21 protein-coding genes are annotated in these 26,032 nt (G+C 71.0%); 11 read left to right on the top strand and 10 right to left on the bottom strand.

Annotation, left to right across the window (positions count from 1 at the left end):
* Window positions 1-519 precede the first annotated feature (519 nt).
* A complete protein-coding gene (gene ppdK / locus QHG49_RS23785) occupies window positions 520-3,240 on the bottom strand; it encodes a pyruvate, phosphate dikinase (protein ID WP_145488306.1) in 2,721 nt (906 codons plus the stop codon).
* 397 nt (window positions 3,241-3,637) lie between these two features.
* Complete coding sequence (locus tag QHG49_RS23780) at window positions 3,638-4,867, bottom strand: ROK family protein (protein ID WP_186337883.1); 1,230 nt, start codon at window positions 4,865-4,867, stop codon at window positions 3,638-3,640.
* A 134-nt stretch (window positions 4,868-5,001) separates the two neighbouring features.
* On the opposite strand from QHG49_RS23780, the gene QHG49_RS23775 reads away from it, so the two are divergent.
* The 3 genes from QHG49_RS23775 to QHG49_RS23765 all read left to right on the top strand — a co-directional run bounded on the left by QHG49_RS23775 (window position 5,002) and on the right by QHG49_RS23765 (window position 8,907).
* Entirely contained in the window at window positions 5,002-6,357 is a 1,356-nt protein-coding gene (locus QHG49_RS23775) for a trehalase family glycosidase (protein WP_301491182.1), read from the top strand.
* A 147-nt stretch (window positions 6,358-6,504) separates the two neighbouring features.
* Complete coding sequence (locus tag QHG49_RS23770) at window positions 6,505-8,445, top strand: glycogen debranching N-terminal domain-containing protein (RefSeq protein WP_301491180.1); 1,941 nt, start codon at window positions 6,505-6,507, stop codon at window positions 8,443-8,445.
* Window positions 8,446-8,637: 192 nt separating this feature from the next.
* Window positions 8,638-8,907, top strand: a complete 270-nt coding sequence (locus QHG49_RS23765; RefSeq protein ID WP_370530503.1) for a hypothetical protein — start codon at window positions 8,638-8,640, stop codon at window positions 8,905-8,907.
* Window positions 8,908-9,151: 244 nt separating this feature from the next.
* Here the strand turns inward: QHG49_RS23765 and dusB are convergent, their stop codons facing one another.
* Window positions 9,152-10,282 (bottom strand): tRNA dihydrouridine synthase DusB, encoded by a 1,131-nt coding sequence (gene dusB, locus QHG49_RS23760; RefSeq protein ID WP_145488298.1) that lies wholly within the window; start codon window positions 10,280-10,282, stop codon window positions 9,152-9,154.
* 157 nt (window positions 10,283-10,439) lie between these two features.
* Here dusB and QHG49_RS23755 point away from each other — a divergent pair, with 157 nt between their 5' ends.
* Window positions 10,440-11,891, top strand: a complete 1,452-nt coding sequence (locus tag QHG49_RS23755) for an MFS transporter (RefSeq protein WP_301491179.1) — start codon at window positions 10,440-10,442, stop codon at window positions 11,889-11,891.
* An 83-nt stretch (window positions 11,892-11,974) separates the two neighbouring features.
* Here the strand turns inward: QHG49_RS23755 and QHG49_RS23750 are convergent, their stop codons facing one another.
* Window positions 11,975-13,345 (bottom strand): S8 family serine peptidase, encoded by a 1,371-nt coding sequence (locus QHG49_RS23750; protein WP_159701206.1) that lies wholly within the window; start codon window positions 13,343-13,345, stop codon window positions 11,975-11,977.
* A 135-nt stretch (window positions 13,346-13,480) separates the two neighbouring features.
* A complete protein-coding gene (locus QHG49_RS23745) occupies window positions 13,481-14,377 on the bottom strand; it encodes a helix-turn-helix transcriptional regulator (RefSeq protein WP_145488293.1) in 897 nt (298 codons plus the stop codon).
* Between the two features lie 102 nt (window positions 14,378-14,479).
* Between QHG49_RS23745 and QHG49_RS23740 the strand changes: the two genes are divergently transcribed.
* Together QHG49_RS23740 and QHG49_RS23735 are read left to right on the top strand one after the other, a co-directional pair.
* Complete coding sequence (locus QHG49_RS23740) at window positions 14,480-15,910, top strand: MFS transporter (protein WP_301491176.1); 1,431 nt, start codon at window positions 14,480-14,482, stop codon at window positions 15,908-15,910.
* A 170-nt stretch (window positions 15,911-16,080) separates the two neighbouring features.
* Window positions 16,081-16,596 carry a hypothetical protein gene (locus QHG49_RS23735; protein ID WP_301491175.1) on the top strand — a complete coding sequence of 172 codons (516 nt, stop codon included), beginning with the start codon at window positions 16,081-16,083 and terminating at the stop codon, window positions 16,594-16,596.
* Window positions 16,597-16,641: 45 nt separating this feature from the next.
* Here the strand turns inward: QHG49_RS23735 and QHG49_RS23730 are convergent, their stop codons facing one another.
* Together QHG49_RS23730 and QHG49_RS23725 are read right to left on the bottom strand one after the other, a co-directional pair.
* On the bottom strand, window positions 16,642-17,229 hold the full coding sequence (locus QHG49_RS23730) for a TetR/AcrR family transcriptional regulator (protein WP_301491173.1): 588 nt from the start codon (window positions 17,227-17,229) through the stop codon (window positions 16,642-16,644).
* Between the two features lie 25 nt (window positions 17,230-17,254).
* Complete coding sequence (locus QHG49_RS23725) at window positions 17,255-18,271, bottom strand: aldo/keto reductase (RefSeq protein ID WP_145488285.1); 1,017 nt, start codon at window positions 18,269-18,271, stop codon at window positions 17,255-17,257.
* A gap of 181 nt (window positions 18,272-18,452) precedes the next feature.
* Between QHG49_RS23725 and QHG49_RS23720 the strand changes: the two genes are divergently transcribed.
* A complete protein-coding gene (locus QHG49_RS23720) occupies window positions 18,453-19,499 on the top strand; it encodes a chitinase (protein ID WP_301491170.1) in 1,047 nt (348 codons plus the stop codon).
* A 108-nt stretch (window positions 19,500-19,607) separates the two neighbouring features.
* On the opposite strand, the gene QHG49_RS23715 is transcribed toward QHG49_RS23720, so the two are convergent.
* Window positions 19,608-20,990: a glycine--tRNA ligase gene (locus QHG49_RS23715; RefSeq protein ID WP_145488281.1), complete on the bottom strand. Its 1,383-nt coding sequence runs from the start codon at window positions 20,988-20,990 to the stop codon at window positions 19,608-19,610.
* A 172-nt stretch (window positions 20,991-21,162) separates the two neighbouring features.
* On the opposite strand from QHG49_RS23715, the gene QHG49_RS23710 reads away from it, so the two are divergent.
* The 4 genes from QHG49_RS23710 to QHG49_RS23695 all read left to right on the top strand — a co-directional run bounded on the left by QHG49_RS23710 (window position 21,163) and on the right by QHG49_RS23695 (window position 24,290).
* A complete protein-coding gene (locus tag QHG49_RS23710; protein WP_145488280.1) occupies window positions 21,163-22,122 on the top strand; it encodes a metal ABC transporter substrate-binding protein in 960 nt (319 codons plus the stop codon).
* Between the two features lie 11 nt (window positions 22,123-22,133).
* Window positions 22,134-22,910, top strand: coding sequence for a metal ABC transporter ATP-binding protein (locus tag QHG49_RS23705; RefSeq protein ID WP_159701214.1), 777 nt, complete (start codon window positions 22,134-22,136; stop codon window positions 22,908-22,910).
* Window positions 22,910-23,812, top strand: a complete 903-nt coding sequence (locus QHG49_RS23700; RefSeq protein WP_301491167.1) for a metal ABC transporter permease — start codon at window positions 22,910-22,912, stop codon at window positions 23,810-23,812. The genes QHG49_RS23705 and QHG49_RS23700 overlap by 1 nt, the downstream gene beginning before the upstream one ends.
* A 61-nt stretch (window positions 23,813-23,873) precedes the next feature.
* Window positions 23,874-24,290: a Fur family transcriptional regulator gene (locus QHG49_RS23695; protein WP_086807036.1), complete on the top strand. Its 417-nt coding sequence runs from the start codon at window positions 23,874-23,876 to the stop codon at window positions 24,288-24,290.
* A 10-nt stretch (window positions 24,291-24,300) separates the two neighbouring features.
* Here the strand turns inward: QHG49_RS23695 and QHG49_RS23690 are convergent, their stop codons facing one another.
* Complete coding sequence (locus QHG49_RS23690) at window positions 24,301-25,131, bottom strand: isoprenyl transferase (protein ID WP_145488274.1); 831 nt, start codon at window positions 25,129-25,131, stop codon at window positions 24,301-24,303.
* 48 nt (window positions 25,132-25,179) lie between these two features.
* Window positions 25,180-25,929, bottom strand: coding sequence for a DNA repair protein RecO (recO, locus tag QHG49_RS23685; protein ID WP_161216187.1), 750 nt, complete (start codon window positions 25,927-25,929; stop codon window positions 25,180-25,182).
* Window positions 25,930-26,032 lie beyond the last annotated feature (103 nt).

Raw genomic sequence — 26,032 nt, 5'->3', positions numbered from 1 at the left:
GGCGCGGTGGCGGGCTGAAGACGACAACGGCCCCGTGGTCGTTGGCGGCGACATCGGGCTCCTCCGTCGTGAGATCGTTGGTTGGTGGCGGATTCCATAGTGATCACCAGCACCGTGTCACTATCAGAAGTATCCGCAATAGTCGAAACAAACGCAACATGTGAAGGACGCCTTGGCTCAAACCGCAAGGCTGGTTCGGCGAGGCGCCAGAGAATCGCCAGTGCCTCAAGTACGCGTCAAAATGAGATGTCCCCCAGCTCCGGAACGCCTTCCGCTGCTCATCCAAGTGACGTGTGGGTGTAGACCTTGATCACAGCCGCCCCGGAGGCACAACGGCTTCAGACAAGCTCAACGCCAACCAACGATGGGAAACGTCGTTTTTCCTGGTCAGCAGCTCACTGGACAGGCTTCGCAGATGATGCGCCGAGAGGCGGCACCCCCGCACAGGGTGCCGCCTCTTTCGTGCGCCGGGGCGTCGTCGGTCGGTTGAGGGTCGGGGACCGGCGGCGGGCCCGGGGTTCAGCGGTGGTCGCTGCCCGTGGACTGGGTGGCCGCGCGGCCCGCTTCGAGGCGGGCGACCGGGATGCGGAACGGGGAGCAGGAGACGTAGTCCAGGCCGACCTCGTGGAAGAAGTGGACGGACTCCGGGTCGCCGCCGTGCTCGCCGCAGACGCCGAGCTTGAGGTCGGGGCGGGTGCGGCGGCCGGCCTCCGCGGCCAGCTTCACCAGGGAGCCCACGCCGTCCTTGTCGATCGTCTCGAAGGGGGAGACGCCGAAGATGCCCTTCTCCAGGTAGGCCGTGAAGAAGGATGCCTCCACGTCGTCCCGGCTGAAGCCCCAGACCGTCTGCGTGAGGTCGTTGGTGCCGAAGGAGAAGAACTCCGCCGCCTCCGCGATCTGACCGGCGGTCAGCGCGGCCCGGGGCAGTTCGATCATCGTGCCGATCGCCAGCTTCAGCTCGGTGCCCGTCGCCGCCTGGACCTCCGCGATGACCTTGTCGGCCTCCTCGCGGACGATCTCCAGCTCCTGGACCGTGCCCACGAGCGGGATCATGATCTCGGCGCGCGGGTCGCCCTTCGCCGACTTGCGCTCCGCGGCGGCCTCGGCGATCGCGCGGACCTGCATGGCGAACAGACCGGGGATGACCAGGCCGAGGCGGACGCCGCGCAGGCCCAGCATGGGGTTCTGCTCGTGCAGCCGGTGCACGGCCTGGAGCAGGCGCAGGTCGTTCTCGTGCGGCTCCTGGCGGGACTCGGCGAGGGCCACGCGGACCGAGAGCTCCGTGATGTCGGGCAGGAACTCGTGCAGCGGCGGGTCGAGGAGGCGGACGGTGACGGGCAGGCCGTCCATCGCCTCGAACAGTTCGACGAAGTCCTTCTTCTGGAGCGGGAGCAGCTCGGTGAGAGCCGCCTCGCGCTCCTCGCCCGTGTCCGCGAGGATCAGCTTCTCGACCATCTCGCGGCGCTCACCGAGGAACATGTGCTCGGTGCGGCACAGGCCGATGCCCTGGGCGCCGAAGCGGCGGGCGCGCAGCGCGTCCTCGGCGTTGTCCGCGTTGGCCCGCACCCGCAGCCGGCGCTTGCGGTCGGCAAAGGCCATCATCCGGTGCACGGCCTCGACCAGCTCGTCCGCGTCGTCCGCGCCCGGGTGCATCCGGCCCTCGAAGTACTCCACGACCGGGGAGGGGACCACCGGGACCTCGCCCAGGTAGACCTTGCCGGTGGAGCCGTCGATGGAGATGACGTCGCCCTCCTCGACCACATGGCCGCCGGGGACCGTCATACGGCGCCGCTTGGTGTCGACCTCCAGCTCCTCCGCGCCGCACACACAGGTCTTGCCCATGCCGCGCGCGACCACGGCCGCGTGGGAGGTCTTGCCGCCGCGCGAGGTCAGGATGCCCTCGGCCGCGATCATGCCGTCGAGGTCGTCGGGGTTGGTCTCCCGGCGGACCAGGATGACCTTCTCGCCCGAGCGCGACCACTTGACGGCCGTGTACGAGTCGAAGACCGCCTTGCCGACCGCCGCGCCCGGCGACGCCGCGATGCCGCGCCCGACCTGCTCGACCTTCGCCTTCTCGTCGAAGCGCGGGAACATCAGCTGGGCCAGCTGGGCGCCGGTGACGCGCTGGAGCGCCTCGGTCTCGTCGATCAGGCCCTGGTCGACCAGCTGGGTGGCGATGCGGAACGCGGCGCCCGCGGTGCGCTTGCCGACCCGGGTCTGGAGCATCCACAGCTGACCGCGCTCGATCGTGAACTCGATGTCGCAGAGGTCCTTGTAGTGGTTCTCCAGCGTCTCCATGATCTGCATCAGCTGGTCGTACGACTTCTTGTCGATCTGCTCCAGCTCCGCCAGCGGGACGGTGTTGCGGATGCCCGCCACCACGTCCTCGCCCTGGGCGTTCTGGAGGTAGTCGCCGTAGACGCCCTGGTGGCCGGAGGCGGGGTCCCGGGTGAAGGCGACGCCGGTGCCGGAGTCGGGGCCGAGGTTGCCGAAGACCATCGAGCAGACGTTGACGGCGGTGCCGAGGTCGTGCGGGATGCGCTCCTGGCGGCGGTAGAGCTTGGCGCGGTCGCCGTTCCAGGACTCGAAGACGGCCTTGATGGCGAGGTCCATCTGCTCCCGCGGGTCCTGCGGGAAGTCCCGGCCGGCCTCCTTCTTGACGATCTTCTTGAAGGCGGTGACCAGCTTCTTGAGGTCGGCGGCCTCCAGGTCGGTGTCGACCTTGACCTTCTTGGCGTCCTTGGCCTTCTCCAGGGCCTCCTCGAAGAGGTCGCCCTCGACGCCGAGGACGGTCTTGCCGAACATCTGGATGAGGCGGCGGTAGGAGTCCCACGCGAAGCGCTCGTCGCCGGCCTGCTTGGCCAGGCCCTGGACCGACTTGTCCGACAGGCCGATGTTGAGGACCGTGTCCATCATGCCGGGCATGGAGAACTTGGCGCCCGAGCGCACCGACACCAGCAGCGGGTCGTCCGCCTGGCCGAGCTTCTTGCCCATGCGGGCTTCGAGGGCGTCGAGGTGCGCACTCACCTCGTCACGCAGTGCCGCCGGCTCCTCGCCGTTCTCCAGGTAGCCCTTGCAGGCCTCCGTGGTGATGGTGAAACCGGGAGGAACCGGAAGACCCAGGTTGGTCATCTCGGCGAGGTTCGCGCCCTTGCCACCGAGGAGGTCTTTGAGGTCCTTGTTTCCCTCGGTGAAGTCGTAAACGAACTTCGCTACGTGGGGTGCTTTGTTTTCCGACACGGGACTCGACTCCTTGAGGCCACGGTGGCTGCCCTGACGGCCAGGAACATACCCAGATCGAAGGCACATGGGTACGTCCACTTGCGGGTCATGTGCATGTAACCACCCGTCCGCCAGCGGATCGAAAGTCAAAGCTTGGCAAGCCGACACGCCAGCACGTGTTCACTTCTTGAAGGCAAACCCGCCGGATGAGTGGATTTAGTGCTCACATGAGCGCCACGCGCCACGCCTGAGTTCGATCGATGAACGATCAAAGGGTGGCACCCAGTGCCACCCTTTGGAGAAGTGCAGCCACCCTCCAATCGCTCATCTGAGCGCAACCCTTATCAGGGGTGGCGAGAATCACGCTGTCACAGAGCCCCGGATTTCACCATCCGGACCCCGCTCCGGCGCGCCCTCACACCCCCAGCGCCCGCAACCGCTCCTCCACCCGCTCCGGCGCATACAGGTGTTCCACCACGAGCGCCCCCGCTCCGATGAGCGCGGCTCGCTCTCCGAGCCGGGAGGTGACCACGTCCAGGTGGGCCGTGGAGCGCGGCAGCGCCCGCTGGTAGAGCAGTTCCCGTACGCCGGTGAGGAAGGGAGTTCCGGCCAAGTCTCCGGCGATCATCAGCACGCCCGGGTTGAGCAGCGTGACGACGGTCGCCAGGACGTCCCCGACCCTGCGCCCCGCCTCCCGGGCCAGCGCCGCCGCCTCCGGGTGCCCCGCCGCCAGCAGGTCCCGTACGTCCGAGCCGGAGGCGGCCGGCACCCCGGAGGACGCCAGCCGCCGGGCCACCGCGCCACCGCTGGCGACGGCGGCGAGACAGCCGTACGAACCGCACCGGCACAGCGCGTCCGCGCCCACCCTTATGTGCCCGATGTCGCCCGCGCCGCCGTCGATGCCCCGGTATATGGAGCCGTCGACCACGACTCCCGCGCCTATGCCGGTGGACACCTTGACCAGGACGAAGGCCGCGCAGTCCGGGTGCCCGGCGCGCTGTTCGCCGTACGCCATCAGGTTGGCGTCGTTGTCCACCAGGACCGGGACCGGTGGCGCCCCGGTGTGTTCGGTGAGGGCGCGGGAGAGGCGGCCCGTTACGTCGTAGCCGTCCCAGCCGGGCATCATCGGGGGCTGCACCACCCGGCCGGTCGCGCTGTCCACCGGGCCCGGGACCGCGAGCCCGATGCCGCACACCTCCCCCGGCCGCTGCCCGGCCTTCTCCAGCAACTCGCCGAACCAGCGCCCGAGTTCGGCGAGGACCAGATCCGGTCCCTCCTCGATCACCAGGGTGCCGGAGTGCTCGGCCAGGATCTCGCCGGTCAGGGAGAGCACGGCGGCGCGCGCGTGCCGGGTGTCGAGGTCGGCGGCGAGGACGACCGCGTGGTCGCCGTCGAACTCCAGGGTGATGGAAGGGCGTCCGCCGAGCGGCGACTCGACCGGGCCGCCGGCGCCCTCGCGCAGCCAGCCGGCCCGGAACAGCCGGTCCAGGCGCTGGCCGACGGTCGCCCGGGACAGCCCGGTCGCCTGCTGGAGCGCGCCCCGGGTCACCGCCCGTCCGCTGCGCACCAGTTCGAGCAGATCCCCGGCGCCTGCCTGACTGCCGCTTCTGGAGTTCATCCCGGTCCTCCCCGGACGTCCGGTCATGCGCACCCCCTTGTGTTTCCCAAGCGTGCATTACATAGTGGGTTTTGCGTGTTAAATAGACGTAACTCTACGGCGGCCGATGCCGAACCGCGTCGGCCGTGCGTCCGGACGTCGTCGTCTTGGGGGAGCCCCGAGTGGACCGCACCGCCCAACTCACCGCCCACGCGCTGTCGTACGCGTCCCCGTCCGCCCTGCCGGTACGGGCCGCGCGGGTGCTCGACGCCAACTGGACGGGCGCCTCGACGGTCCCCTCCCAGGGCCTGTATCCGCACCAGTGGTCCTGGGACTCGGCGTTCATCGCGATCGGGCTGCGGCATCTGTCGCCGCTGCGCGCGCAGACCGAGCTGGAGACGCTGCTGGCCGCCCAGTGGGCGGACGGGCGCGTGCCGCACATCGTCTTCAACCCCTCCGTCCCCCTCGACGCCTACTTCCCCGGCCCCGACTTCTGGCGCTCCACCACCGCGGGACGCGCGGCGGGCGCCCCGCGCACCGTACAGACGTCCGGCATCGTGCAGCCACCGGTGCACGCGCTGGCGGCCTGGCTGGTGCACCGCGCCGACCCCGGACTCTCGCACGCCCGGGGCTTTCTGGCCCGGGTCCATCCGAGGCTGGCGGCCTGGCACCGCTATCTGCTGCGGCACCGGGACCTGGGCGGCGGCGGTCTGGTGTCCGTCGTACACCCCTGGGAGCAGGGGATGGACAACAGCCCCTGCTGGGACGCGCCGCTCGCGCGGATCGACCCGGCGCCGGCCCGCTCCTTCCGCCGGGCCGACCTGGACCACGGCGCGCCGGAGGACCGGCCGACGGATCTGGACTACGGGCGGTACGTACGGCTGGCCGTCGAGTACCGGGACCGCCGATACGAGGACGGGCACGGGGAGTTCGCGGTGGAGGACCCGTCCTTCAACGCCCTGCTCATCGCCTCCGAGCACGCCCTCGCCCATATCGCGGCCGAGTTGGGCGCGAGCCCGGCGGCCCGGCACGCGCGGGCCGAGCGGCTGACGTCGGCGCTGGTGGAGCGGCTGTGGAGCGCGGAGTCCGGGATGTTCCTGTGCCGGGACGTGAGCGGCGGCGAACTGATCCCCGAACGCGGGGTGTCCGGCCTGATCCCGCTCCTCCTCCCCATGCTTCCACGCGAGTTGGTCACCACGCTCGTGCGCACGCTGACCGGCCCGCACTTCGGGCTCGGCGGCGCGACCCGGCTCGTGCCCAGTTACGACCTGCTCGGCGAGGCGTTCGATCCGCACCGGTACTGGCGGGGCCCCGCCTGGTTCAACACGAGTTGGCTGGTGGAGCGGGGGCTGCGGCTGCACGGCGAGCGGGCGCCGGCCGACGCGCTCGCGGCGGCGATGCTGGAGCTGGCCGAGGCGTCCGGCTTCGCCGAGTACGTCGATCCGTACACGGGCGAGGCGTGCGGCGCGATGGGCTTCGGCTGGACGGCGGCGCTCGCGCTCGATCTGCACCACAGGCTGCTCGACCGGCCCGGGTGACGGGCCACTCCCGCGCACGAAGGACGGCTCTGGCGGCTAAAGGGCGTCTCAAGCGACCTGCATGAAGAGCTCAAGCGCCCGTCGCGAGGCGTGTCCAAGGCGGGCACCGGCACGTTCGATGAGGAGTGACGAGGGAAGGGACCGGGGATGACCGACCGGCATCATCTGCTCGTGCACGGCGCGACGTTCGCCGCCGTGGGCGATCGGGGCGACATCAGCGGGGTCCGGGGCGGCGGCTCCCCGGACGGGTTGTTCGTGCGCGACGCCCGGCATCTCAGCCGCTGGCAGCTCACCGTGGACGGCGCGGTGCCCGAGGTGCTCACACCGGTCGCGGACGACGGCGCCGCGCGCTGTGTCCTCGTACCGCGCGGGGCGCGTCCGGAGCCGCCCGCGCACACGCTCTTCCGTGAACAGGCCGTCGGGGACAGCTCGTTCGTGGAGACGGTCCGGGTGACGAGCAATCGTCCGGTGCCGACGACCATCCGGCTGGCGATCACCGCGGACGCGGACTTCGCCGACCAGTTCGAGCTGCGGCCCGATCACCGGACGTACGTCAAGGCGGGTGCCCTGCGCTCGCGGATCGTGCTGGACGACGGGATCGAGTTCGCCTACCGGCGCGCGGAATGGCGTTCGTGCACGACGATCACGGCCGATCCGGCGCCGGAGGCGGTGGAGGAGACCGGTACGGGCGCCCGCCGGCTGGTGTGGACGCTGGAGCTGCCGCCGCACGGGACGCGCGAGCTGGTCCTGCGGGTGATGGCGCGCCCGCACGGCGACCGGCGCGCGCTGCGGGTACCCAAGGACCCGTCCACCATGGCGGCCCAACTCGACGCGTCCGAGGCGGAGTTCGTGGAGGGCGTGGCCTTCCCGACCGGGTGGCCGGAGCTGGCGGCGGCCTGTGCGCGGGGGCTCACGGATCTGGCGGCGCTCCAGGTCCCGGCGACGGGCCCGGACGGCGAGGAGCTGCGGGTGCCGGCCGGGGGCGCCCCCTGGAATCTGACGCTGCTCGCCCGGGACGCGCTGCTCACCTCCCTGTTCGCGCTCCCCTACCGGCCCCGCCCGGCCGCCGCGACGCTGCTCGCGCTGGCCTCGACCCAGGCGACCGGCACCGGGGGCGCGCGGGGCGCGGAGCCGGGGAAGATCGTGCACGAGGTACGGCACGGGGAGCTGGCGCACTTCGGGCAGGTGCCGTACGCGCGGTACTACGGCTCGGTCGACGCGACCCCGCTCTTCCTCGTGCTGCTCGGCGCGTACACCGAGCAGACCGGTGACCTGGCGCCGGCCCGCCGTCTGGAGGCGCACGCGCGGGCCGCGGTCGGCTGGATGCTGGACCACGGCGGGCTGACCTCGCGCGGCTATCTCGTCTACCGCGCCGACGAGGGCGGTCTCGCCAACCAGAACTGGAAGGACTCGCCCGGCGCGATCTGCCGCGCCGACGGTACGCGGCCGAGCGGGGCGGTGATGGCGGCGGGCGCGCAGGGCTACGCGTACGACGCGCTGCGGCGGACGGCGTGGGTGGCGCGGACGGTATGGGCCGACGAGACGTACGCGGCGCTGCTGGAGCAGGCGGCGGCGGATCTGCGCGACCGCTTCCAGCGGGACTTCTGGATGCGGGAGGCGTCCTTCCCGGCGCTGGCGCTGGACGGCGAGGGCCGCGGGATCGACGCGCTGGCCTCCGACGCGGGGCATCTGCTGTGGACCGGTCTGCTGGACAAGGAGTACGGCGAGGTGGTGGGGCGGCGGCTGCTGGAGCCCGACTTCTTCTCCGGCTGGGGCGTGCGCACGCTGGCCGCCGGGCAGCCCGCCTACCATCCGCTCTCCCCGCACCGCGGCTCCGTGTGGCCCCACGACAACGCGCTGATCGCCCTGGGGCTGGCCCGCTACGGCCTGCACGACGAGGCGCGGGCGGTGGCGCACGCGCTGGTCGACGCGGCGTCCCTGTCTCCCGCCCACCGCCTCCCCGAGGTCCTGGCCGGCTACCCCCGCACCACCCACCCCGAGCCGGTCCCCTACCCCCACGCCTGCACCCGCGAATCCCGCTCCGCTGCGGCCCCGCTGGCTCTGCTGACGGCGGTGGGGGGAGCGTAGGGGGGCGACGAGGAGGCGCCGGGTACCTGGCAGGGCGCTGCGGTCCGAGGCATCACCATGCCCCGTATGAGCGCCCTGCCGGTGCCGGCGCCGGATGTCCTCGGAGGACACCCCTGGAGGACACCATGAGCACTCGGGCCGACCACGGGCACGGGCTGATCCCGCGTCCCGAGCCGACTCCGGAGGCCCTCCGTGCCGCGCTCGCCGTCGTGGCGCCGGGCCGCTTGGCCGAGATGCAGTCCGGCAAGGACGAGGCGTTCGCCAAGGCGGTCCAGTGGCAGTCCCAGCCCCGTACAGAGCTGGGTCCTGCTCCGGGCCCGGGAGATCGAGATCGCCCGCCGCCCCGACCTCTCCACCCGCTGCACCCACGCCCGGGCCGGCCTGGAACACGAGGACCCGCTCCTCGCGGAGTCGGCCCTGCGCGACCTGGGCGCGGTGCCGGACGAGGCCATGACCGTCTGAACCGGGTTCCCGGCCTCCGGACCCGAGCCGTCCAGCCGGCCTTCGGGGGCCGGGCCGGCGGATCGGCTCTCCCGTCCAAAGTCCGGTGATGGGCCGGTGCCGCGCTCGGCCCTTCGGCCGTGAGCTTCGGGAGCGGGCCGGTGGTTCAGCTCGTCGGCGATTCAGCTCGTCGGCCGAGAGTCCGGGTCGTGGGTGGGCGAGGCCGGGTCCGGGGCCCCCGGTGGGGCGGAGCCCCGGGAACGGCTCAGCCGCCCGACGTGTCCAGTTCCGCGTCCTCCGTCACGCCCGCGCAGTCGTACGGGTCCTTCAGCCAGCCGTCCGGGAGGACGACCCGGTTGTTGCCGGAGGTACGGCCGCGGGGGCCGTCGGCGCCGGTGGGCCAGGGCTGGGAGAGGTCGAGTTCGTCGAGGCCCGCGCGCAGTTCGGACAGCGACGAGGTGATCGCGAGGCGCTTGCGCATCTCGGAGCCGACCGCGAAGCCCTTCAGGTACCAGGCGACATGCTTGCGGAAGTCGATCACGCCCTTGGACTCGTCGCCGAGCCACTCGCCGAGGAGCCGGGCGTGCCGGACCATCACGTCGGCGACCTCCCGCAGCGCGGGCCGGTGGAAGTCGTCGCGGCCCTCGAACGCCGCGACCAGATCGGCGAACAGCCAGGGGCGGCCCAGGCAGCCGCGGCCCACGACCACACCGTCGCACCCGGTCTCCCGCACCATCCGCAGCGCGTCCCCGGCCGACCAGATGTCCCCGTTGCCGAGCACCGGGATCTCCGGCACATGCTCCTTCAGCCGCGCGATCGCGGACCAGTCGGCGGTGCCGCCGTAGTGCTGCGCCGCCGTACGGCCGTGCAGCGCGATCGCCGTCACGCCCTCCTCGACCGCGATCCGCCCGGCGTCGAGGTAGGTGATGTGGTCGTCGTCGATGCCCTTGCGCATCTTCATCGTCACCGGCAGGTCCCCCGCCCCGGACACCGCCTCGCGCAGGATCGCCCGCAGCAGGTTCCGCTTGTACGGCAGCGCCGAGCCGCCGCCCTTGCGGGTCACCTTGGGGACCGGGCAGCCGAAGTTCAGGTCGATGTGATCGGCCAGGCCCTCCTCCGCGATCATGCGGACGGCCTTCCCGACGGTCGCGGGGTCGACGCCGTACAGCTGGATCGAGCGCGGGGTCTCGCTCGCGTCGAACCTGATCAGCTGCATGGTCTTCTCGTTGCGCTCGACCAGCGCCCGAGTGGTGATCATCTCGCTGACGTACAGCCCCTTGCCCCCGCTGAACTCGCGGCACAGCGTGCGGAAGGGCGCGTTCGTGATCCCCGCCATGGGTGCGAGCACGACGGGCGGAGTCACGGTGTGCGGGCCGATGGAGAGCGGGTGGGTCATCAGACGGCTCCGGAACGGATGTACAACGGAAGGACAGCGAAGACAGCAGGGACAGCGTGGGGCAAGGAACCATTGTCCCTCACCGGCCGAGGTGCCCGGAGCCCGTGTAACGGTCATTAGTTAGACGCACTATCGAAGTCGGCGTACGATGACGCGCATGCCAGAGTTGAGTCCCCGCAGACGCATGCTCGTGCTCGCGATCTGCTGCATGAGCCTGCTGATCGTGAGCCTCGACAACACCGTGCTGAATGTGGCGCTGCCCTCGATGCAGCGCGATCTGCACGCCACCACCTCCGGTCTGCAGTGGACCATCGACGCCTACACCCTGGTTCTGGCCTCGCTGCTGATGCTGGCCGGCTCCACCGCCGACCGGATCGGCCGCAAGCGCGTCTTCATGGCCGGCCTGGTGGTGTTCACCATCGGCTCGGTGCTGTGCTCGCTCGCCCCCAGCCTGTCCCTGCTGGTCGTCTTCCGCATGGTCCAGGCGATCGGCGGCTCGATGCTCAACCCGGTCGCCATGTCGATCATCACCAACACCTTCACCGACGCCCGTGAGCGCGCCCGCGCCATCGGCGTCTGGGGTGCGGTGGTCGGCATATCCATGGCGCTCGGCCCGCTGGTCGGCGGCCTGCTGGTGCAGTCCGTGAGCTGGCGCGCGATCTTCTGGATCAACCTGCCGATCGGCCTCGCGGCCCTGCTGCTCACCCTGCGCTTCGTCCCGGAGTCCCGCGCCCCCAAGGGCCGCCGCCCCGACCCGGTGGGCCAGGTGCTGGTGATCGCCCTGTTCGGCGCGCTGACCTACGGCATCATCCAGGCGCCCGACTCCGGCCTCGCCTCGGTCGCGCCCTACTTCGTGATCGCCGCCGCCGCGCTGGCCGCCCTGCTCCGGTACGAGCCCCGGCGTGCCGAACCCCTCATCGACCTGCGCTTCTTCCGCTCCGCTCCGTTCAGCGGGGCGACCGTGATCGCGGTCAGCGCGTTCGCCGCGCTCGGAGGCTTCCTGTTCATGTCGACGCTGTACCTGCAGAACGTGCGCGGCCTCGACGCCCTGCACGCGGGCCTGTGGATGCTCCCCATGGCCGCGCCGACCTTCCTGTGCGCCCCGCTGTCCGGCCGCCTGGTCGGCACCCGGGGCCCCCGGCTGCCGCTCCTGATCGCCGGTACGGCCATGACGCTCAGCGGCCTCATGTTCGCGCTGTTCGAGGCCGAGACCTCGAACACCACCCTGTTCATCGGCTACGTCCTGTTCGGCATCGGCTTCGGCTTCGTCAACGCGCCGATCACCAACACGGCCGTCTCCGGCATGCCCCGCGCCCAGGCCGGGGTCGCCGCCGCCGTCGCCTCCACCAGCAGGCAGCTGGGCCAGACCCTCGGTGTCGCGGTGATCGGCGCGGTCCTGGCCGCCGGCATCGGCTCCTCGTCGTACCGCAGCACCTTCGTGGACGCCGCCCGTCCCGGCTGGTGGATCCTCACCGTCTGCGGTGTCGCGGTGCTCGCCCTGGGCCTGCTCACCAGCGGCCGCTGGGCCCGCCGTACGGCCGAGCACACGGCGCGGCGGCTGGAGACCACGGAGATCCGCCAGGCGGTGGGCGCCCCCGGCCGCGTCTGACCCGGCACGGACGAGACGAGGGGAGAGCCGGTCCGGTACGACACCGGGCCGGCTCTCCCCCGTTCGGCGATGCGTGGTCCGCGTCAGCGGCGCGCGGCCTTCGCCAGCGACTTCACGAAGCTCGGCGCGTCCAGTGTGCCGACGCCGGTGGCCATGTCGTAGCCGTTGACGGCCTTGTAGCCGGTGACACCGGCGTAGGTGTTGTCCGTGCCGTCGTTGACGTCCACGATGCCGGTGCCCTTGTGCTTGGCCAGGCTGTAGAGGGCGGCGTCGACGTTGCCGAGGCGGTGCCCGGCGACCTGGTCGGCGAGCGCCACGATGCCCGAGAAGAGCGGGCTGGACTCGCTGGTGCCGCCGTAGACGTCCCAGCCGACGGCCGTCGGGTCGTAGCTGGAGTACACCCAGGCACCGCCGTCGACGGCCGCGGACATCGAGATGTCCGGGGTGCCGCGGTGGTTGCCGACGATCTTCTTCACGCCGTTCTGGTAGGCGGGCCGGGAGAAGACGTGGGAGATGCCGCCGCCGCCCGCGCCGTGGTCGTTGTAGACGCTGTCGGGGCTGAGGCGGTCGCCCTTGTCGTTCAGGTGCAGCTGGGTGCCGCCGACCGAGGTGATCAGCGGGTCGGACGACGGCCAGGAGTTGACCTGGTGCTTGTAGTCGGCCGAGCCGTCCAGGACGCTGCTGGTGGGGCCGTCGTCGCCGGAGGAGCCGAGGACGGTCACGTGCTTGCGGGCCGCGTCCTTGAACGCGTACCGCAGTTTCTGGATGCTGGAGAAGTCGCCCTTCCCGAAGCCCGGGAAGGTGTTCTCGGTCGCGCTGAAGCTCTGCGTGATGACGTCGCCGACCCCGTGGTCGATCAGGTGCTTCTCGGCGCTCATCATCTCCGGCAGGCCGGTGACGCCCTCGGTCTCCGCGACGCCGGTCTCCACGAGCACGATCTTCGCGCCCGGCGCCACGGCGTGCGCCATCTCGACGTCCAGGGTGGTCTCGCCCGCCCAGCCCGTCATGTCGCTGTTCTTCGGGTCGAAGGGGGGCACCTTGCCCCACTTGACGACCGAGACCTTGGCGCTCGCCATGCCGAACTGCTTGCTGTACACGTCGAGGTCGTGCTGGATCGTCGGGGAGCCGAACGAGTCCACGATGACGATCGTGCGCCCCTTGCCCGTGATGCCCTCGCGGTACAGCGAGTTCAGGTTGTACGCGGTGCGGTACTGGAGCGGCGTGTAGCAGTTGATGTGCCACTTGGCCTGGCACTGGGCGATGGAGATCGGGCTGTCCACGTCGTGGGCGAGGGTGTGCCCGGCGATGGCCGGGGCAGCGAAGGTGTGCGGCACGGCCGCGGGGGTCGCGGTGGCGACACTCGCGGGGGCGGCGGTCGCCAGCGCGGCGGCGACGAGAGCGGCGGCCCCGGTGGTGGCCGCGGCGAAGCCTCGCCCGGTACGGGATATGTGCATGAAATCCCCTGAGTGGTCTGGTGTCGACCGAAGTGGTCTCGCGCATCCCATCGAGCGAGTCATGCACAGGACAACCCTGTTGAACTGGAGATTTCGAATCTTTTACCGAAACCGCACCCGTACGCGGCGGATTGATCAGCTCCCCTGGGCCGCGCTCCCCCGCGCCAGGCGGTGGAGCCGCTCCAGACGCTCGCGCGTCTCCTCGTTCTTCGGTGTGTACGTCACCATCCGGCCGCCCAGTTCGGGGGCCAGCCACAGATCGGTGTGCTCCAACGTCAGGTGTCCCACATGGGGGTTGACGAACTCCTTGGTCTTGGAGCGGTGCCCGACCACCTCGTAGCGGTCCCAGTTCTCCCGGAACTCCGGTGATTCCTCAAGGCGTTTGAGCAGCACCTTCCAGGCGGGCTCGCCGAGATGACCCGCGAGCGCCGCGCGCAGCCGGGCCGCCATGAGCCGCTGGGTCTCCTCCAGGTGCACGATCGCGGCCCGCCAGTGGGGGTTGGTGTAGGCGAGCAGGACGCAGTTGCGGTCCTCGGGCGGGATCTCGTCCAGATCGGCGCCCATCAGGAGGGCGTAGGTACGGTTGTAGGCGAGGATGTCGTACCGGCTGTTCTGCACGGCGGCGGGGATCGGTCCGAGCCGGTCCAGCATCTCGCGCAGCGCGGGCGTCACGCTCGGGCAACGGGCCCCCGGCGCCGGGTCGTTGGCGCCGGCCAGCTGGAACAGATGGGCGCGCTCGCTGGCGTCGAGCCGCAGGGTGCGCGCGAGGGCGTCCAGGACCTGCACGGAGACCTGGATGGCACGCGCCTGTTCAAGCCACGTGTACCAGGTGACGCCGACCGCGGACAGGTGCGCCACCTCCTCGCGGCGCAGTCCCGGTGTACGGCGGCGGGGGCCGCGCGGCAGGCCGACCTGTTCGGGGGCGATGCGTTCGCGCCGGCTGCGCAGGAAGGCGGCCAGTTCGTGCCGCCGGATCTCCGCGCCGCCCGCGGCGCTCCCCAGGTCCGGTGCGGTGGTCGTCATGGTGGCCATGCCCTCCAGGGTGCCGCGCCGGTCAGCCTGTTTCCAGGTACTCCTGGTACCAGGATGAGGACACTCTGGTACCCGTCTGGGCCGCGGCGCAGGCTCGGTGGCATGAGTGAGACCGTCACCGTCCACACCGCCCGCCGGGCGGCCACCGCGGCACCCGTGCTCGGCGGCCCCGGGCTGTTCACCGTTCTGCTGGCCGCGGCGCTGCCGCTGGTCGACTTCTTCATCGTCAATGTCGCCCTGCCGACCATGGGCACCGATCTGCACGCGGGCGAGGCCGTGCTGGAACTGGTGGTCGCGGGGTACGGCGTCGCCTACGCCGTGCTGCTGGTGCTCGGCGGGCGGCTCGGTGACCTGTTCGGGCGCCGCCGGCTGTTCCTCGGCGGCATGGCGGCCTTCGGGCTGACCTCGCTGGCCTGCGGACTGGCACCGGACGCGTGGAGCCTGGTGGCCGCGCGGGTGGCGCAGGGCGCGGCGGCCGCCGCGATGCTGCCGCAGGTGCTCGCCACCATCCAGTCCGCCACGCAGGGCGCGCGCCGCGCCAAGGCGATGAGCCTGTACGGCGCCACGGCCGGTCTGTCCATGGTGGCCGGGCAGGTGCTCGGCGGGGTCCTGGTCGCCGCCGACATCGCCGGCAGCGGCTGGCGGTCGGTGTTCCTGGTCAACGTGCCGGTGGTCGCGCTGGGCCTGCTGCTGGCCGTACGGCTCGTACCCGAGACCCGTTCGCAGCACCCGGAGCCCGTCGACGGCCCCGGCACCGCGCTGCTCGCGGCGTCCCTGCTGACGCTGCTCGCGCCGCTCACCGAGGGCCGGGCGGCGGGCTGGCCGCTGTGGACGTGGCTGTCGCTGGCCGCGTTCCCGTTCGCGGCGGCCGGGTTCTGGCTGGTGGAGCGGCGGGCGGACCGGGCGGGGCGCACTCCCCTGGTGCCGCCGAGCCTGCTGCGGCTCGCCTCGCTGCGCCGCGGCCTTGTGCTGATCGTGCCGTTCTCGGTCGGCTTCAGCGGGTTCATGTTCGTGATCGCGCTGGCGCTCCAGCAGGGTGCTCATCTGGGTCCGGTGCCGGCGGGACTCGCGCTCGCGCCGATGGCCGTGGTGTTCCTCTTCGTGTCGCTCGCGGGCCCGCGGCTGATGGGGCGGTTCGGCACCCGGGTGATCCCGGCCGGATCCCTCGTGCAGGGCGTCGGTGTGCTGCTGATCGCGGGGACCGTGTGGCGGGACTGGCCGCAGGTGAGTGTGGCCGCGCTGCTGCCGGGGGTGGCGGTGGCCGGGGCCGGGCAGGCGCTCCAACTCCCCAATGTGATGCGGCTGGTGCTGTCCGAGGTGCCCACGGCGCGGGCCGGTGTGGGCGGTGGGGTGCTGGTCACCACGCAGCAGTCGGGACTGGCGCTCGGGGTGGCGACGCTGGGGACGCTGTTCCTCACGCTGGCGCCGCGGGTGGGGATGCGGGAGGCGCTGGTCGTCACGCTGCTCGCGCAGTTGGGCGGGATCGTGCTGACGGGGGTGCTGGGGCTGCGGCTGCCGAGGAGGGTGGGCTGACGAGGAGGGTGGGCCGAGGGGTCGGGGAAACTGTCGTAATACGCCGCTGACCTGCGCTTTCATAGATCACCAGAGGCGGTTACGCAGCGCTTCGAGTGGCCGACGGAGCGAAGTCGGGTCAGCCTGGGTTACGTCCGATCGAGCGAACGATCGAGCGACAGGAGAGAACCATGACCTCCGTACTCCGCCACCACCGCTACGGCCGTGCTCTGGGCGCCGGTGTACTGTCCGTGGCGCTGCTCTCCGGCGGTACGGCCGGAGCCTTCGCCGCGACCAGCACCCCCAGCCCGAAGGTGACCACGACCAAGAAGCCGATGCCCACGCGCACGGCGACGATGAAGCCGAAACCGATGCCGACGCGCTCGGCGACCAAGAAGGCGCTGCCGAAGACCGCGGCGGCGACGGCCGCGGCGGGCTCCATCACGGTCTCGACCGCCCACAAGACCGTCAAGCACGGCGAGAACGTGGCCTTCGCCGGTCGCGTCAAGGGCGTGAAGGCCGGCACGACGCTGGTCCTCCAGCACCGGATGAACGGCAAGTGGACCGCGCTGCGGACCACGACCACCGTCAACCGGAACGGCACCTTCACCATCCGCCGCGCCTTCACCAAGGGCAACGAGACGGTGCGTGTGGTCACGAAGGACGGCAAGGTCATGTCCTCGCCGGTCAGCGTGAAGGTCAGCTGACGACGCCCGGCTGATCCCGGTCCTCGCCGACGCCGGTCGACGGTGTCAGCGAAGACCCCGCACCAGCAGGTCCACGACGGCCGTGAACTCCTCGCCGACGCCGGGCCGGGTCCACTCCCTGGCATAGCAGGGATCGTGGAACCGGCCGGTGGCCTGGAAGACGGCTCGGGCCGCGGCGGCCGGGTCGGACACCGAGAAGGTGCCCGACCCGGCCCCTTGCGTGATGATCCCGGTCAGCTGCGCGGTCAGCTCGGCTATGTGCTCGCCGACGACCGCGCCGTTCTCGTCCGTCAGCACGGTATAGGTGGCGAACAGCTCCGGGTCGTCGCCCGCCTTGTGCCGCTTGGCCTCGAACAGGGCGGCGAGCCAGTCCCACAGCCGGGCCTCGGGATCCCGCTCGCTCGCCGCGGCGATCACGGCGAGCTTCCCGGAGGTCCGGTCCAGCCAGCGCTTGGTGACCGCCTCGCGCAGCGCGGCCTTGGTACGGAAGTGCCGGTAGACACTGCCATGGCTGACGCCGAGCGCGCGGGCCACGTCCACCACGGTGGCCTTGGCCGGGCCGTGCCGGCGCAGCACTTCCTCGGTCGCCGCCAGAATGCGCTCGGCGGTCAGGATCTCGCTGGTCGATGCCATGCCTAGACCGTACCCGGCATCAGGATCAGCGCTCGCTGTCGAGGTGTGCCATCTGCGCGCTGGGGTAGCGGTCGCCGGCCGCCGCGTCCGCCGGTACGGCCTCCTCGATCGCCGCCAGGTCGGCCGCGTCCAGCGTCACGTCGAGGGCGCCGAGCGACTCGGTCAGCCGCTCCCGGGTGCGGGCGCCGACCAGCGGCACGATGTCCTCGCCCCGGGAGAGCACCCAGGCGATGGCGGTCTGCGCCACGGTGGCGCCCTTGCGCTCGGCGATCGCGCGCAGCGCGTCGACCAGGTTCAGGTTGTGCTGGAGGTTCTCGCCCTGGAAGCGGGGCGAGTGGGCGCGGAAGTCGCCCGCGGCGAGCTGCCGGTCGCGGGTGAAGTGGCCGGAGATCAGGCCCCGGGAGAGCACTCCGTACGCGGTGATGCCGATGCCCAGTTCACGGGTGGTCGGCAGGATCTCCCGCTCGATGCTCCGGGAGATCAGGGAGTACTCGATCTGGAGGTCGGAGACCGGCGCGGTGGCGGCGGCCCGGCGGATCGTCCCGGCGCCGACCTCGCTGAGGCCGACATGGCGGACGTACCCCTTCTCGATCAGTTCGGCGATGGCGCCGACGGTCTCCTCGATCGGGACGTCCGGGTCGAGGCGGGCGATCCGGTAGACGTCGATGTGGTCGACGCCGAGGCGCTGGAGGGAGTAGGCGGCGAAGTTCTTCACGGCGGCGGGCCGGCCGTCGTAGCCGCTCCAGTTGCCCTCCGGGTCGCGCAGGGCGCCGAACTTCACGCTGACCAGGGCCTGTTCGCGCAGCGCGGCGGGCGCGGTGCGCAGGGCCTCGCCGATCAGCATCTCGTTGTGCCCCATGGCGTAGAAGTCGCCGGTGTCCAGCAGGGTCACGCCCGCCTCCAGGGCGGCGTGGACGGTCGCGACGGACTCGGCGCGGTCGGCCTCTCCGTACAGCGCGGACATGCCCATGCAGCCGAGGCCGAGGGCGGAGACCCGGGGGCCGGTGGTGCCGAGGTTTCGGGTGTGCGGTGTCGTCGTCATGGATCCAGCATGGCATGACAGCTGACAGATTTCAATATCTGTCATTCCATACTCGTCACCCCACCCCTCCCCTGCCGCGCACCGCCTCGATCGCCGACTTGGTCCAGACCTATTGACGAATGGTCTGGACCAGAGCACCGTCATGTACAGGACATGCCAGGACATGACCCGGGAGGCCCGTATGCTCCGCCGCTCGCTGTCCCTGCTCGCCGCCGCCCTCGCGACCGCCTGTCTCACCCAGCTCCCCGCCGCGCACCCCGCCTCGGCCGCCGACACCTGCGCGGTGAAGTCCCGCCCGGCGGGCAAGGTGCTCCAGGGCTACTGGGAGAACTGGGACGGCGCCGCCAACGGGGTCCATCCGCCCTTCGGCTGGACCCCGATCACCGACTCCCGTATCCCCGCGCACGGTTACAACGTCATCGACGCGGCCTTCCCGGTGATCCGCTCCGACGGCACGGCGCTGTGGGAGGACGGCATGGACACCGGGGTGAAGGTGCCGACGCCCGCGGAGATGTGCGCGGCGAAGGCGTCCGGCCAGACGATCCTGCTCTCCATCGGGGGCGCGACGGCCGGCATCGACCTCAACTCCACTGCGGTCGCCGACACGTTCGTCTCGACCGTCGTACCGATCCTGAAGCAGTACAACTTCGACGGCATCGACATCGACATCGAGACCGGCCTGACGGGCAGCGGGAACATCAACCAACTGTCCACGTCCCAGGCGAACCTGATTCGCATCATCGACGGCATCCTCGCGCGGATGCCGGCCGGCTTCGGGCTGACGATGGCCCCGGAGACGGCGTACGTCACCGGCGGCAGCGTCACCTACGGCTCGATCTGGGGCGCGTACCTGCCGGTCATCAAGAAGTACGCGGACAACGGCCGGCTGTGGTGGCTGGACATGCAGTACTACAACGGCAGCATGTACGGCTGCTCCGGCGACTCCTACGAGGCCGGCACGGTGGCGGGCTTCACCGCCCAGACCGACTGCCTGAACAAGGGCCTGGTGGTGCAGGGCACGACCGTCAAGGTCCCCTACGACAAGCAGGTCCCGGGGCTGCCCGCCCAGCCCGGCGCGGGCGGCGGCTACATGTCCCCGTCCCTGGTCTCCCAGGCGTGGCAGCACTACGGCACTTCACTCAAGGGCCTGATGGACTGGTCCCTCAACTGGGACGGCTCGAAGAACTGGACCTTCGGCGACAACGTCAAGGCGCTGCAAGGGCGTTGAGGGGGCGCCGACGCGAAAGCGCCCGCCCACCGGCCGACGGGATCGGACGGTGGGCGGGCATGAGCCGAGTCCGGGGGCGGGACCCCTGGGCGGCGACGGCGACCGGGGTCAGCAGCCCAGCAGGCGCTGCGCCAGGTACCCCTCGATCTGGTCGAGCGACACCCGCTCCTGCTTCATCGTGTCGCGCTCGCGCACGGTCACCGCGTTGTCCTCGAGCGTGTCGAAGTCGACGGTGACACAGAACGGCGTACCGATCTCGTCCTGACGGCGGTAGCGGCGGCCGATGGCGCCCGCGTCGTCGAAGTCGATGTTCCAGTTCTGCCGCAGCGCCTGCGCGAGGCCCTTGGCCTTAGGCGACAGCTCCGCGTTGCGGGACAGCGGCAGCACGGCCACCTTCACCGGGGCGAGGCGGTGGTCGAGGCGCAGCACCGTGCGCTTCTCCATCTTGCCCTTGGCGTTGGGCGCCTCGTCCTCGACGTACGCGTCGAGCAGGAAGGCCAGCATGGTGCGGCCGACGCCCGCCGCCGGCTCGATGACGTACGGCGTCCAGCGCTCCCCGGCCTCCTGGTCGAAGTAGGAGAGGTCCTGGCCGGAGGCCTTGGAGTGCGCGCCGAGGTCGTAGTCCGTGCGGTTGGCGACACCCTCCAGCTCGCCCCACTCACTGCCACCGAACTGGAAGCGGTACTCGATGTCCGCGGTCCGCTTCGAGTAGTGGGAGAGCTTCTCCTTCGGGTGCTCGTACCAGCGCATGTTCTCGGTGCGCAGGCCGAGGCCCGTGTACCAGTTCCAGCGCTGCTCCATCCAGTATTCCTGCCACTGCTCGTCCTCGCCCGGCTTGACGAAGAACTCCATCTCCATCTGCTCGAACTCGCGGGTGCGGAAGATGAAGTTGCCCGGCGTGATCTCGTTGCGGAACGACTTGCCCATCTGGGCGATGCCGAACGGCGGCTTGCGGCGCGAGGCGACCTGCACCTGGGCGAAGTTGGTGAAGATGCCCTGGGCGGTCTCGGGGCGCAGGTAGGCGACCGAGCCGGAGTCCTGGGTCGGGCCGAGGTGCGTGGACAGCAGGCCGGAGAACTGCTTGGGCTCGGTGAACTGGCCCTTGTTGCCGCAGTTGGGGCAGTTGATGTCGGCCAGGCCGTTCGCCGGGGCGTGGCCCTTCTTCTCCTCGTAGGACTCTTCGAGGTGATCGGCGCGGAACCGCTTGTGGCACGCGGTGCACTCGGTCAGCGGGTCCGTGAAGGTGGCGACGTGGCCGGACGCGACCCAGACCTCGGGGGCCAGGATGACGGACGAGTCGATACCGACCACGTCCTCGCGGGACGTCACCATGTAGCGCCACCACTGGCGCTTGATGTTCTCCTTGAGCTCGACACCCAGCGGTCCGTAGTCCCAGGCGGCACGCTGACCGCCGTAGATCTCACTGCACGGGAAAACGAAGCCACGGCGCTTGCTCAGGCTGACGATGGTGTCGATCTTGTCGGCGGCCACGGTGCTCTCTTCATTACGACGACGGGCGTTGAAGCGAGATGCTTCCAGCGAATGCTTCAGGTTACCGGCGCAGGCTCCCCCACGACCAAATCGGCCCCGGTATACGGGCACCTCGGGGGCATCTCGGGCAGCTTGTTGACAACGGTTTCCATTTTTGTTGAAAATGACTGTCATGAACATACGTGGACGCCTCATACCCGCCGCCGCCCTGACCGCCGTCACCGCCCTCGGCCTCGGCACCCTCTCCGGCTGCTCCGGGAGCAGCTCGGCGGCGAGCGGTGACGGCAGGCTCGACGTCATCGCGTCCTTCTATCCGATGTCCTTCCTCGCCGAGCGGATCGGCGGCGACCACGTCCACGTCACCAGTCTCACCACACCCGGCCAGGAGCCGCACGACCTGGAGATCAGCCCCAAGCAGATCGCCGCGATCGACGACGCCGACGCCGTCCTCTACCTCAAGAACCTCCAGCCCTCCGTGGACGCCGCGGTCGCGCAGTCCTCGGTGAAGACCAAGGTGGACGCCGCCTCCCTGGTCTCCATGGAGGCCCACGGCAACGAGGTCGGCGGACATGCGGCCGCGCACGACACCGGCAAGGGCGAGGAGTCGGCCGGCCAGGACCCGCACATCTGGCTCGACCCGGTGCGCTACGCCCAGGTCGCCCAGGGCGTCGGCAAGGCCCTGGAGAAGGCCGACCCCGAGCACGCGGGCGACTACCGGAAGAACACCGCGGCCCTGGTCAAGCAGCTCGGCGACCTGGACCAGCGCTTCCGCACCGGCCTCGCGCACACCGAGTCCAAGGTCTTCATCACCACCCACGCCGCCTTCGGCTACCTCGCCGAGCGCTACGGCCTCACCGAGGAGGCGATCAACGGCCTCGACCCCGACTCGGAGCCGAGCGCCGCGCGCGTGCGGGACCTGGAGCGGCTGGCGAAGGCCGACCACGTCTCGACCGTCTTCTACGAGACGCTCGTCAGCGACAAGACCGCGAAGACCATCGCGCACGACGCGAACCTGAAGACCGATGTCCTCGACCCGATCGAGGGGATCACGGGCAAGTCCCGCGGCAAGGACTACTTCTCCGTCCAGAACGCCAACCTCAAGGCGCTTCAGCAGGCGCTGGGCACCAAGTGACAGGAGTCAGCATGGAGACGCACGGCGAACCCGTCATATCCCTGCGCGGAGTGCGGGCCGACCTCGGCGGCCGGCCGGTCCTGCGCGGCATCGACCTCACCGTCTCGCGCGGCGAGGTCGTCGCCCTCCTCGGCGCCAACGGCTCCGGCAAGTCCACGGCGATCCGTACGATCATCGGCCAGGTCCCGCTCGCCGACGGTGCCATCGAGCTGTTCGGCACCCCCCGGCGCGCCTTCCGCGACTGGTCCCGCGTGGGCTACGTACCGCAGCGCACCACGGCCGCGGGCGGTGTCCCGGCGACGGTCACCGAGATCGTCTCCTCCGGCCGCCTCGCCCGCACCCGCTTCGGCCTCTTCCGCAAGGACGACCGGGACGCCGTACGCGAAGCCCTGGAGCGGGTCGGCATGGCGGACCGCGCCAAGGACTCGGTGAACGCCCTGTCCGGGGGCCAGCACCAGCGCGTGCTGATCGCCCGCGCGCTCGTCGCCCGCCCCGAACTGCTGATCATGGACGAGCCGATGGCCGGCGTCGACCTGGCCAGCCAGGAGATCCTGGCCCGGACGCTGAAGTCCCAGGTGGCGGCCGGTACGACGGTCCTGCTCGTGCTGCACGAACTGGGCCCCCTGGAACCGCTGATCGACCGCGCGGTCGTCCTGCGCGACGGCTGCGTGCTGCACGACGGGCCGCCCCCGAGAGCCGTCGGCCAGCATGCGCTGCCGGGCCACGACCACGTACACCCGCACGCGCCCGCGGGCGCCGAACCGATCCGGACGGGGCTGCTGAGCTGATGGACTTCCTGAACTACGCCTTCATGCAGCGGGCCCTGCTCGCCGCCGTCCTGGTCGGCATCACCGCCCCCGCCATCGGCATCTACCTGGTCCAGCGCCGCCAGGCCCTGATGGGCGACGGCATCGGACACGTCGCCATGACCGGCGTCGGCCTCGGCTTCCTGCTGTCCACCTCCCCGGTCTGGATGGCGACGGCGGTCTCGGTGCTCGGCGCCCTCCTGATGGAGCTGATCCGCTGGTACGGCAGGACGCGCGGCGACATCGCGCTGGCCATGCTCTTCTACGGCGGCATGGCGGGCGGCGTGATGTTCATCAACATGGCGCCGACGGGCTCCAACGCCAATCTGACGACCTACCTCTTCGGCTCCCTGTCCACGGTCTCCCCGTCCGACGTCCTCGCGATCTGCCTGCTGGCCGCGTTCGTGGTGCTGGTCACCCTCGGTCTGCGCCGCCAGCTGTTCGCGGTCAGCCAGGACGAGGAGTTCGCCCGGGTCACGGGGCTGCCGGTGCGCGCCCTGAACCTGCTGACGGCGGTCACGGCGGCGGTGACGGTGACGGTCGCCATGCGCGTCGTCGGGCTGCTGCTGGTCTCCGCGCTGATGGTGGTGCCGGTGGCGGCGGCCCAGCAGCTCACCCGCAGCTTCGCCATGACGTTCGCGATCGCGGTGGCGCTCGGCATCACGGTGACCGTCAGCGGCACGATCGCGTCGTTCTACCAGGACGTGCCGCCCGGTGCGACGATCGTCCTGCTCACCATCGCCGCGTTCGTCGTCCTGACCGCGCTGGCGGCCCCGTTGGCCCGCCGACGCGCCCGCGCGGCCACGGCCGCGGGGCCGGGCGGGGGTCCGGCGGAGTGCGTGATTCCGGCCGCGCGCGGCACGGGGGAGGAGATCAACGCCTGACCTCCGGGGCGCCGGGCTGGCACAATGGCCCGGGTCAAGGGTGAGACGTGAGGAGGCAGCAGTGACGACCGCTGGACCGCCCGTGAAGGGCCGCGCGACCCGTCAGCGGGCAGCAGTGGCGGCCGCGCTGGACGAGGTCGACGAGTTCCGCAGCGCGCAGGAGCTCCACGACATGCTCAAGCACAAGGGCGACTCCGTCGGGCTCACCACCGTCTACCGCACGCTCCAGTCCCTCGCCGACGCCGGCGAGGTCGACGTGCTGCGCACGTCCGAGGGCGAGTCCGTCTACCGCCGCTGCTCCACCGGCGAGCACCACCACCATCTCGTCTGCCGCGGCTGCGGCAAGGCGGTGGAGGTGGAGGGCCCCGCGGTGGAGAAGTGGGCGGAGGCGATCGCGTCGGAGCACGGGTATGTGAACGTGGCGCACACCGTGGAGATCTTCGGTACGTGCGCGGAGTGCGCCACGCGGAACAACTGAGGGAGGCGGCTCAGCCGTCGCCCTCCATCGCCAGCAGCTCCTCGTTCGGGATCGCGCCGCCGAACCGCCGGTCGCGGGAGGCGAATTCCAGGCACGCCCGCCACAGGTCCCGCCGGTCGAAGTCCGGCCACAGCACGTCCTGGAAGACCAGCTCGGCGTAAGCGCTCTGCCAGAGCAGGTAGTTGGACGTCCGCTGCTCCCCGCTGGGCCGCAGGAACATGTCGACGTCCGGCATGTCCGGGTAGTACAGGTACTTCTGGATCGTCTTCTCGGACACCTTGGACGGATCCAGCCGCCCGGCCCGCACGTCCTCCGCCAACGCCTTGGCCGCGTCGGCGAGTTCGGCCCGGCCGCCGTAGTTCATGCAGAAGTACAGCGTGAGCTTGTCGTTGTCCTTGGTCTGCTCCTGCGCGACCTGGAGCTCCTTGGCGACCGACTTCCACAGCCGGGGCATCCGCCCGGCCCAGCGCACCCGCACGCCCAGCGCGTCCAGCTGGTCGCGGCTCTTGCGGATGAAGTCGCGGTTGAAGTTCATGAGGAAGCGCACCTCCTCGGGCGAGCGCTTCCAGTTCTCGGTGGAGAAGGCGTACAGCGAGATGTTGCCCACGCCCATCTCGATCGCGCCCTGGAGCACGTCGAGCACCTGCTCGGCGCCGACCTTGTGCCCCTCGGTGCGCGGCAGCCCCCGCTCCTTGGCCCACCGCCCGTTGCCGTCCATGACGATCGCCACGTGGTTCGGGACCAGCTCACCGGGGAGCTTCGGCGGACGGGCACCGGAGGGGTGCGGCTCCGGCGCCGAGTACTCGCGCCGCTGGCGCCCCAGGATCCCGCGTACCACCATGTGCTCCGACTCCTCTACGACTTCTCCGGGCCGGCTCTCCTGGCCCGGCTAGGACTTTTCCACGTACCGCAGCGAGCGCAGCCCGCGTTCCAGATGCCAGTGCAGATAGGCGGAGACCAGCCCACTGCCCTCCCGGACGAACCGCGCCTCGCAGGCGTCCGCCGTCTCCCAGTCTCCCGTAAGCAGCGCGCCCAGCAGTACCAGGGTCCCCGGGGACGGTACGACGCTGCCGGGCACCCGGCAGTCCACGCACACGGAGCCGCCGGAGGCGACGGAGAAGAACCGGTTGGGCCCCGGCATCCCGCACCGGGCGCAGTCGCCGAAGCTGGGCGCGTACCCGTTGACGGCGAGCGAGCGCAGCAGGAACGCGTCCAGCACCAGGTTCGGGGCGTGCTCCCCCCGCGCCAGCGTCCGCAGGGCGCCGACCAGCAGCAGGTACTGCTGTACGGCGGGCTCGCCCTCGTGGTCGGTGAACCGCTCGGCGGTCTCCAGCATGGCCGTACCGGCGGTGTAGCGCCCGTAGTCGGTCACGATGCCGCCGCCGTACGGCGCGATCGTCTCGCTCTGGGTGCACAGCGGCAGCCCGCGCCCGATCAGCTCGCTCCCGCGCGCGAAGAACTGCACGTCCACATGGGAGAAGGGCTCCAGCCGGGCCCCGAACTTCGACTTGGTGCGCCGCACCCCCCGCGCCACGGCCCGCACCCGGCCGTGCCCCCGGGTGAGCAGGGTGATGATCCGGTCCGCCTCACCCAGCTTCTGGGTGCGCAGCACGATGCCGTCGTCGCGGAACAGACTCATGCGCTCCATTCTCGCCCATGGCCCCGGCGGCCCGGCGCCACCGCCGCCGCCCCCCTACGGCACGAACATGTTCGTTACGATCGGGGCATGACAGTGAGGACCG

The organism is Streptomyces sp. WP-1 (genome assembly GCF_030450125.1).
In the GTDB taxonomy this organism is placed as follows: domain Bacteria; phylum Actinomycetota; class Actinomycetes; order Streptomycetales; family Streptomycetaceae; genus Streptomyces; species Streptomyces incarnatus.
Note: the sequence above shows the minus strand (reverse complement) of the source record. Positions and strands in the feature narration are given on the sequence as shown.

What these genes read in the sequence shown, in the direction of transcription:
- QHG49_RS23780 (WP_186337883.1), bottom strand. Translation starts at nt 4,867, where the DNA reads ATGACCGGACGTCCGGGGAGGACCGGGATGAACTCCAGAAGCGGCAGT.
- QHG49_RS23770 (WP_301491180.1), top strand. Translation starts at nt 6,505, where the DNA reads ATGACCGACCGGCATCATCTGCTCGTGCACGGCGCGACGTTCGCCGCC.
- dusB (WP_145488298.1), bottom strand. Translation starts at nt 10,282, where the DNA reads ATGACCCACCCGCTCTCCATCGGCCCGCACACCGTGACTCCGCCCGTC.
- QHG49_RS23755 (WP_301491179.1), top strand. Translation starts at nt 10,440, where the DNA reads ATGCCAGAGTTGAGTCCCCGCAGACGCATGCTCGTGCTCGCGATCTGC.
- QHG49_RS23750 (WP_159701206.1), bottom strand. Translation starts at nt 13,345, where the DNA reads ATGCACATATCCCGTACCGGGCGAGGCTTCGCCGCGGCCACCACCGGG.
- QHG49_RS23745 (WP_145488293.1), bottom strand. Translation starts at nt 14,377, where the DNA reads ATGGCCACCATGACGACCACCGCACCGGACCTGGGGAGCGCCGCGGGC.
- QHG49_RS23740 (WP_301491176.1), top strand. Translation starts at nt 14,480, where the DNA reads ATGAGTGAGACCGTCACCGTCCACACCGCCCGCCGGGCGGCCACCGCG.
- QHG49_RS23735 (WP_301491175.1), top strand. Translation starts at nt 16,081, where the DNA reads ATGACCTCCGTACTCCGCCACCACCGCTACGGCCGTGCTCTGGGCGCC.
- QHG49_RS23730 (WP_301491173.1), bottom strand. Translation starts at nt 17,229, where the DNA reads ATGGCATCGACCAGCGAGATCCTGACCGCCGAGCGCATTCTGGCGGCG.
- QHG49_RS23725 (WP_145488285.1), bottom strand. Translation starts at nt 18,271, where the DNA reads ATGACGACGACACCGCACACCCGAAACCTCGGCACCACCGGCCCCCGG.
- QHG49_RS23720 (WP_301491170.1), top strand. Translation starts at nt 18,453, where the DNA reads ATGCTCCGCCGCTCGCTGTCCCTGCTCGCCGCCGCCCTCGCGACCGCC.
- QHG49_RS23710 (WP_145488280.1), top strand. Translation starts at nt 21,163, where the DNA reads ATGAACATACGTGGACGCCTCATACCCGCCGCCGCCCTGACCGCCGTC.
- QHG49_RS23705 (WP_159701214.1), top strand. Translation starts at nt 22,134, where the DNA reads ATGGAGACGCACGGCGAACCCGTCATATCCCTGCGCGGAGTGCGGGCC.
- QHG49_RS23700 (WP_301491167.1), top strand. Translation starts at nt 22,910, where the DNA reads ATGGACTTCCTGAACTACGCCTTCATGCAGCGGGCCCTGCTCGCCGCC.
- QHG49_RS23690 (WP_145488274.1), bottom strand. Translation starts at nt 25,131, where the DNA reads ATGGTGGTACGCGGGATCCTGGGGCGCCAGCGGCGCGAGTACTCGGCG.
- recO (WP_161216187.1), bottom strand. Translation starts at nt 25,929, where the DNA reads ATGAGTCTGTTCCGCGACGACGGCATCGTGCTGCGCACCCAGAAGCTG.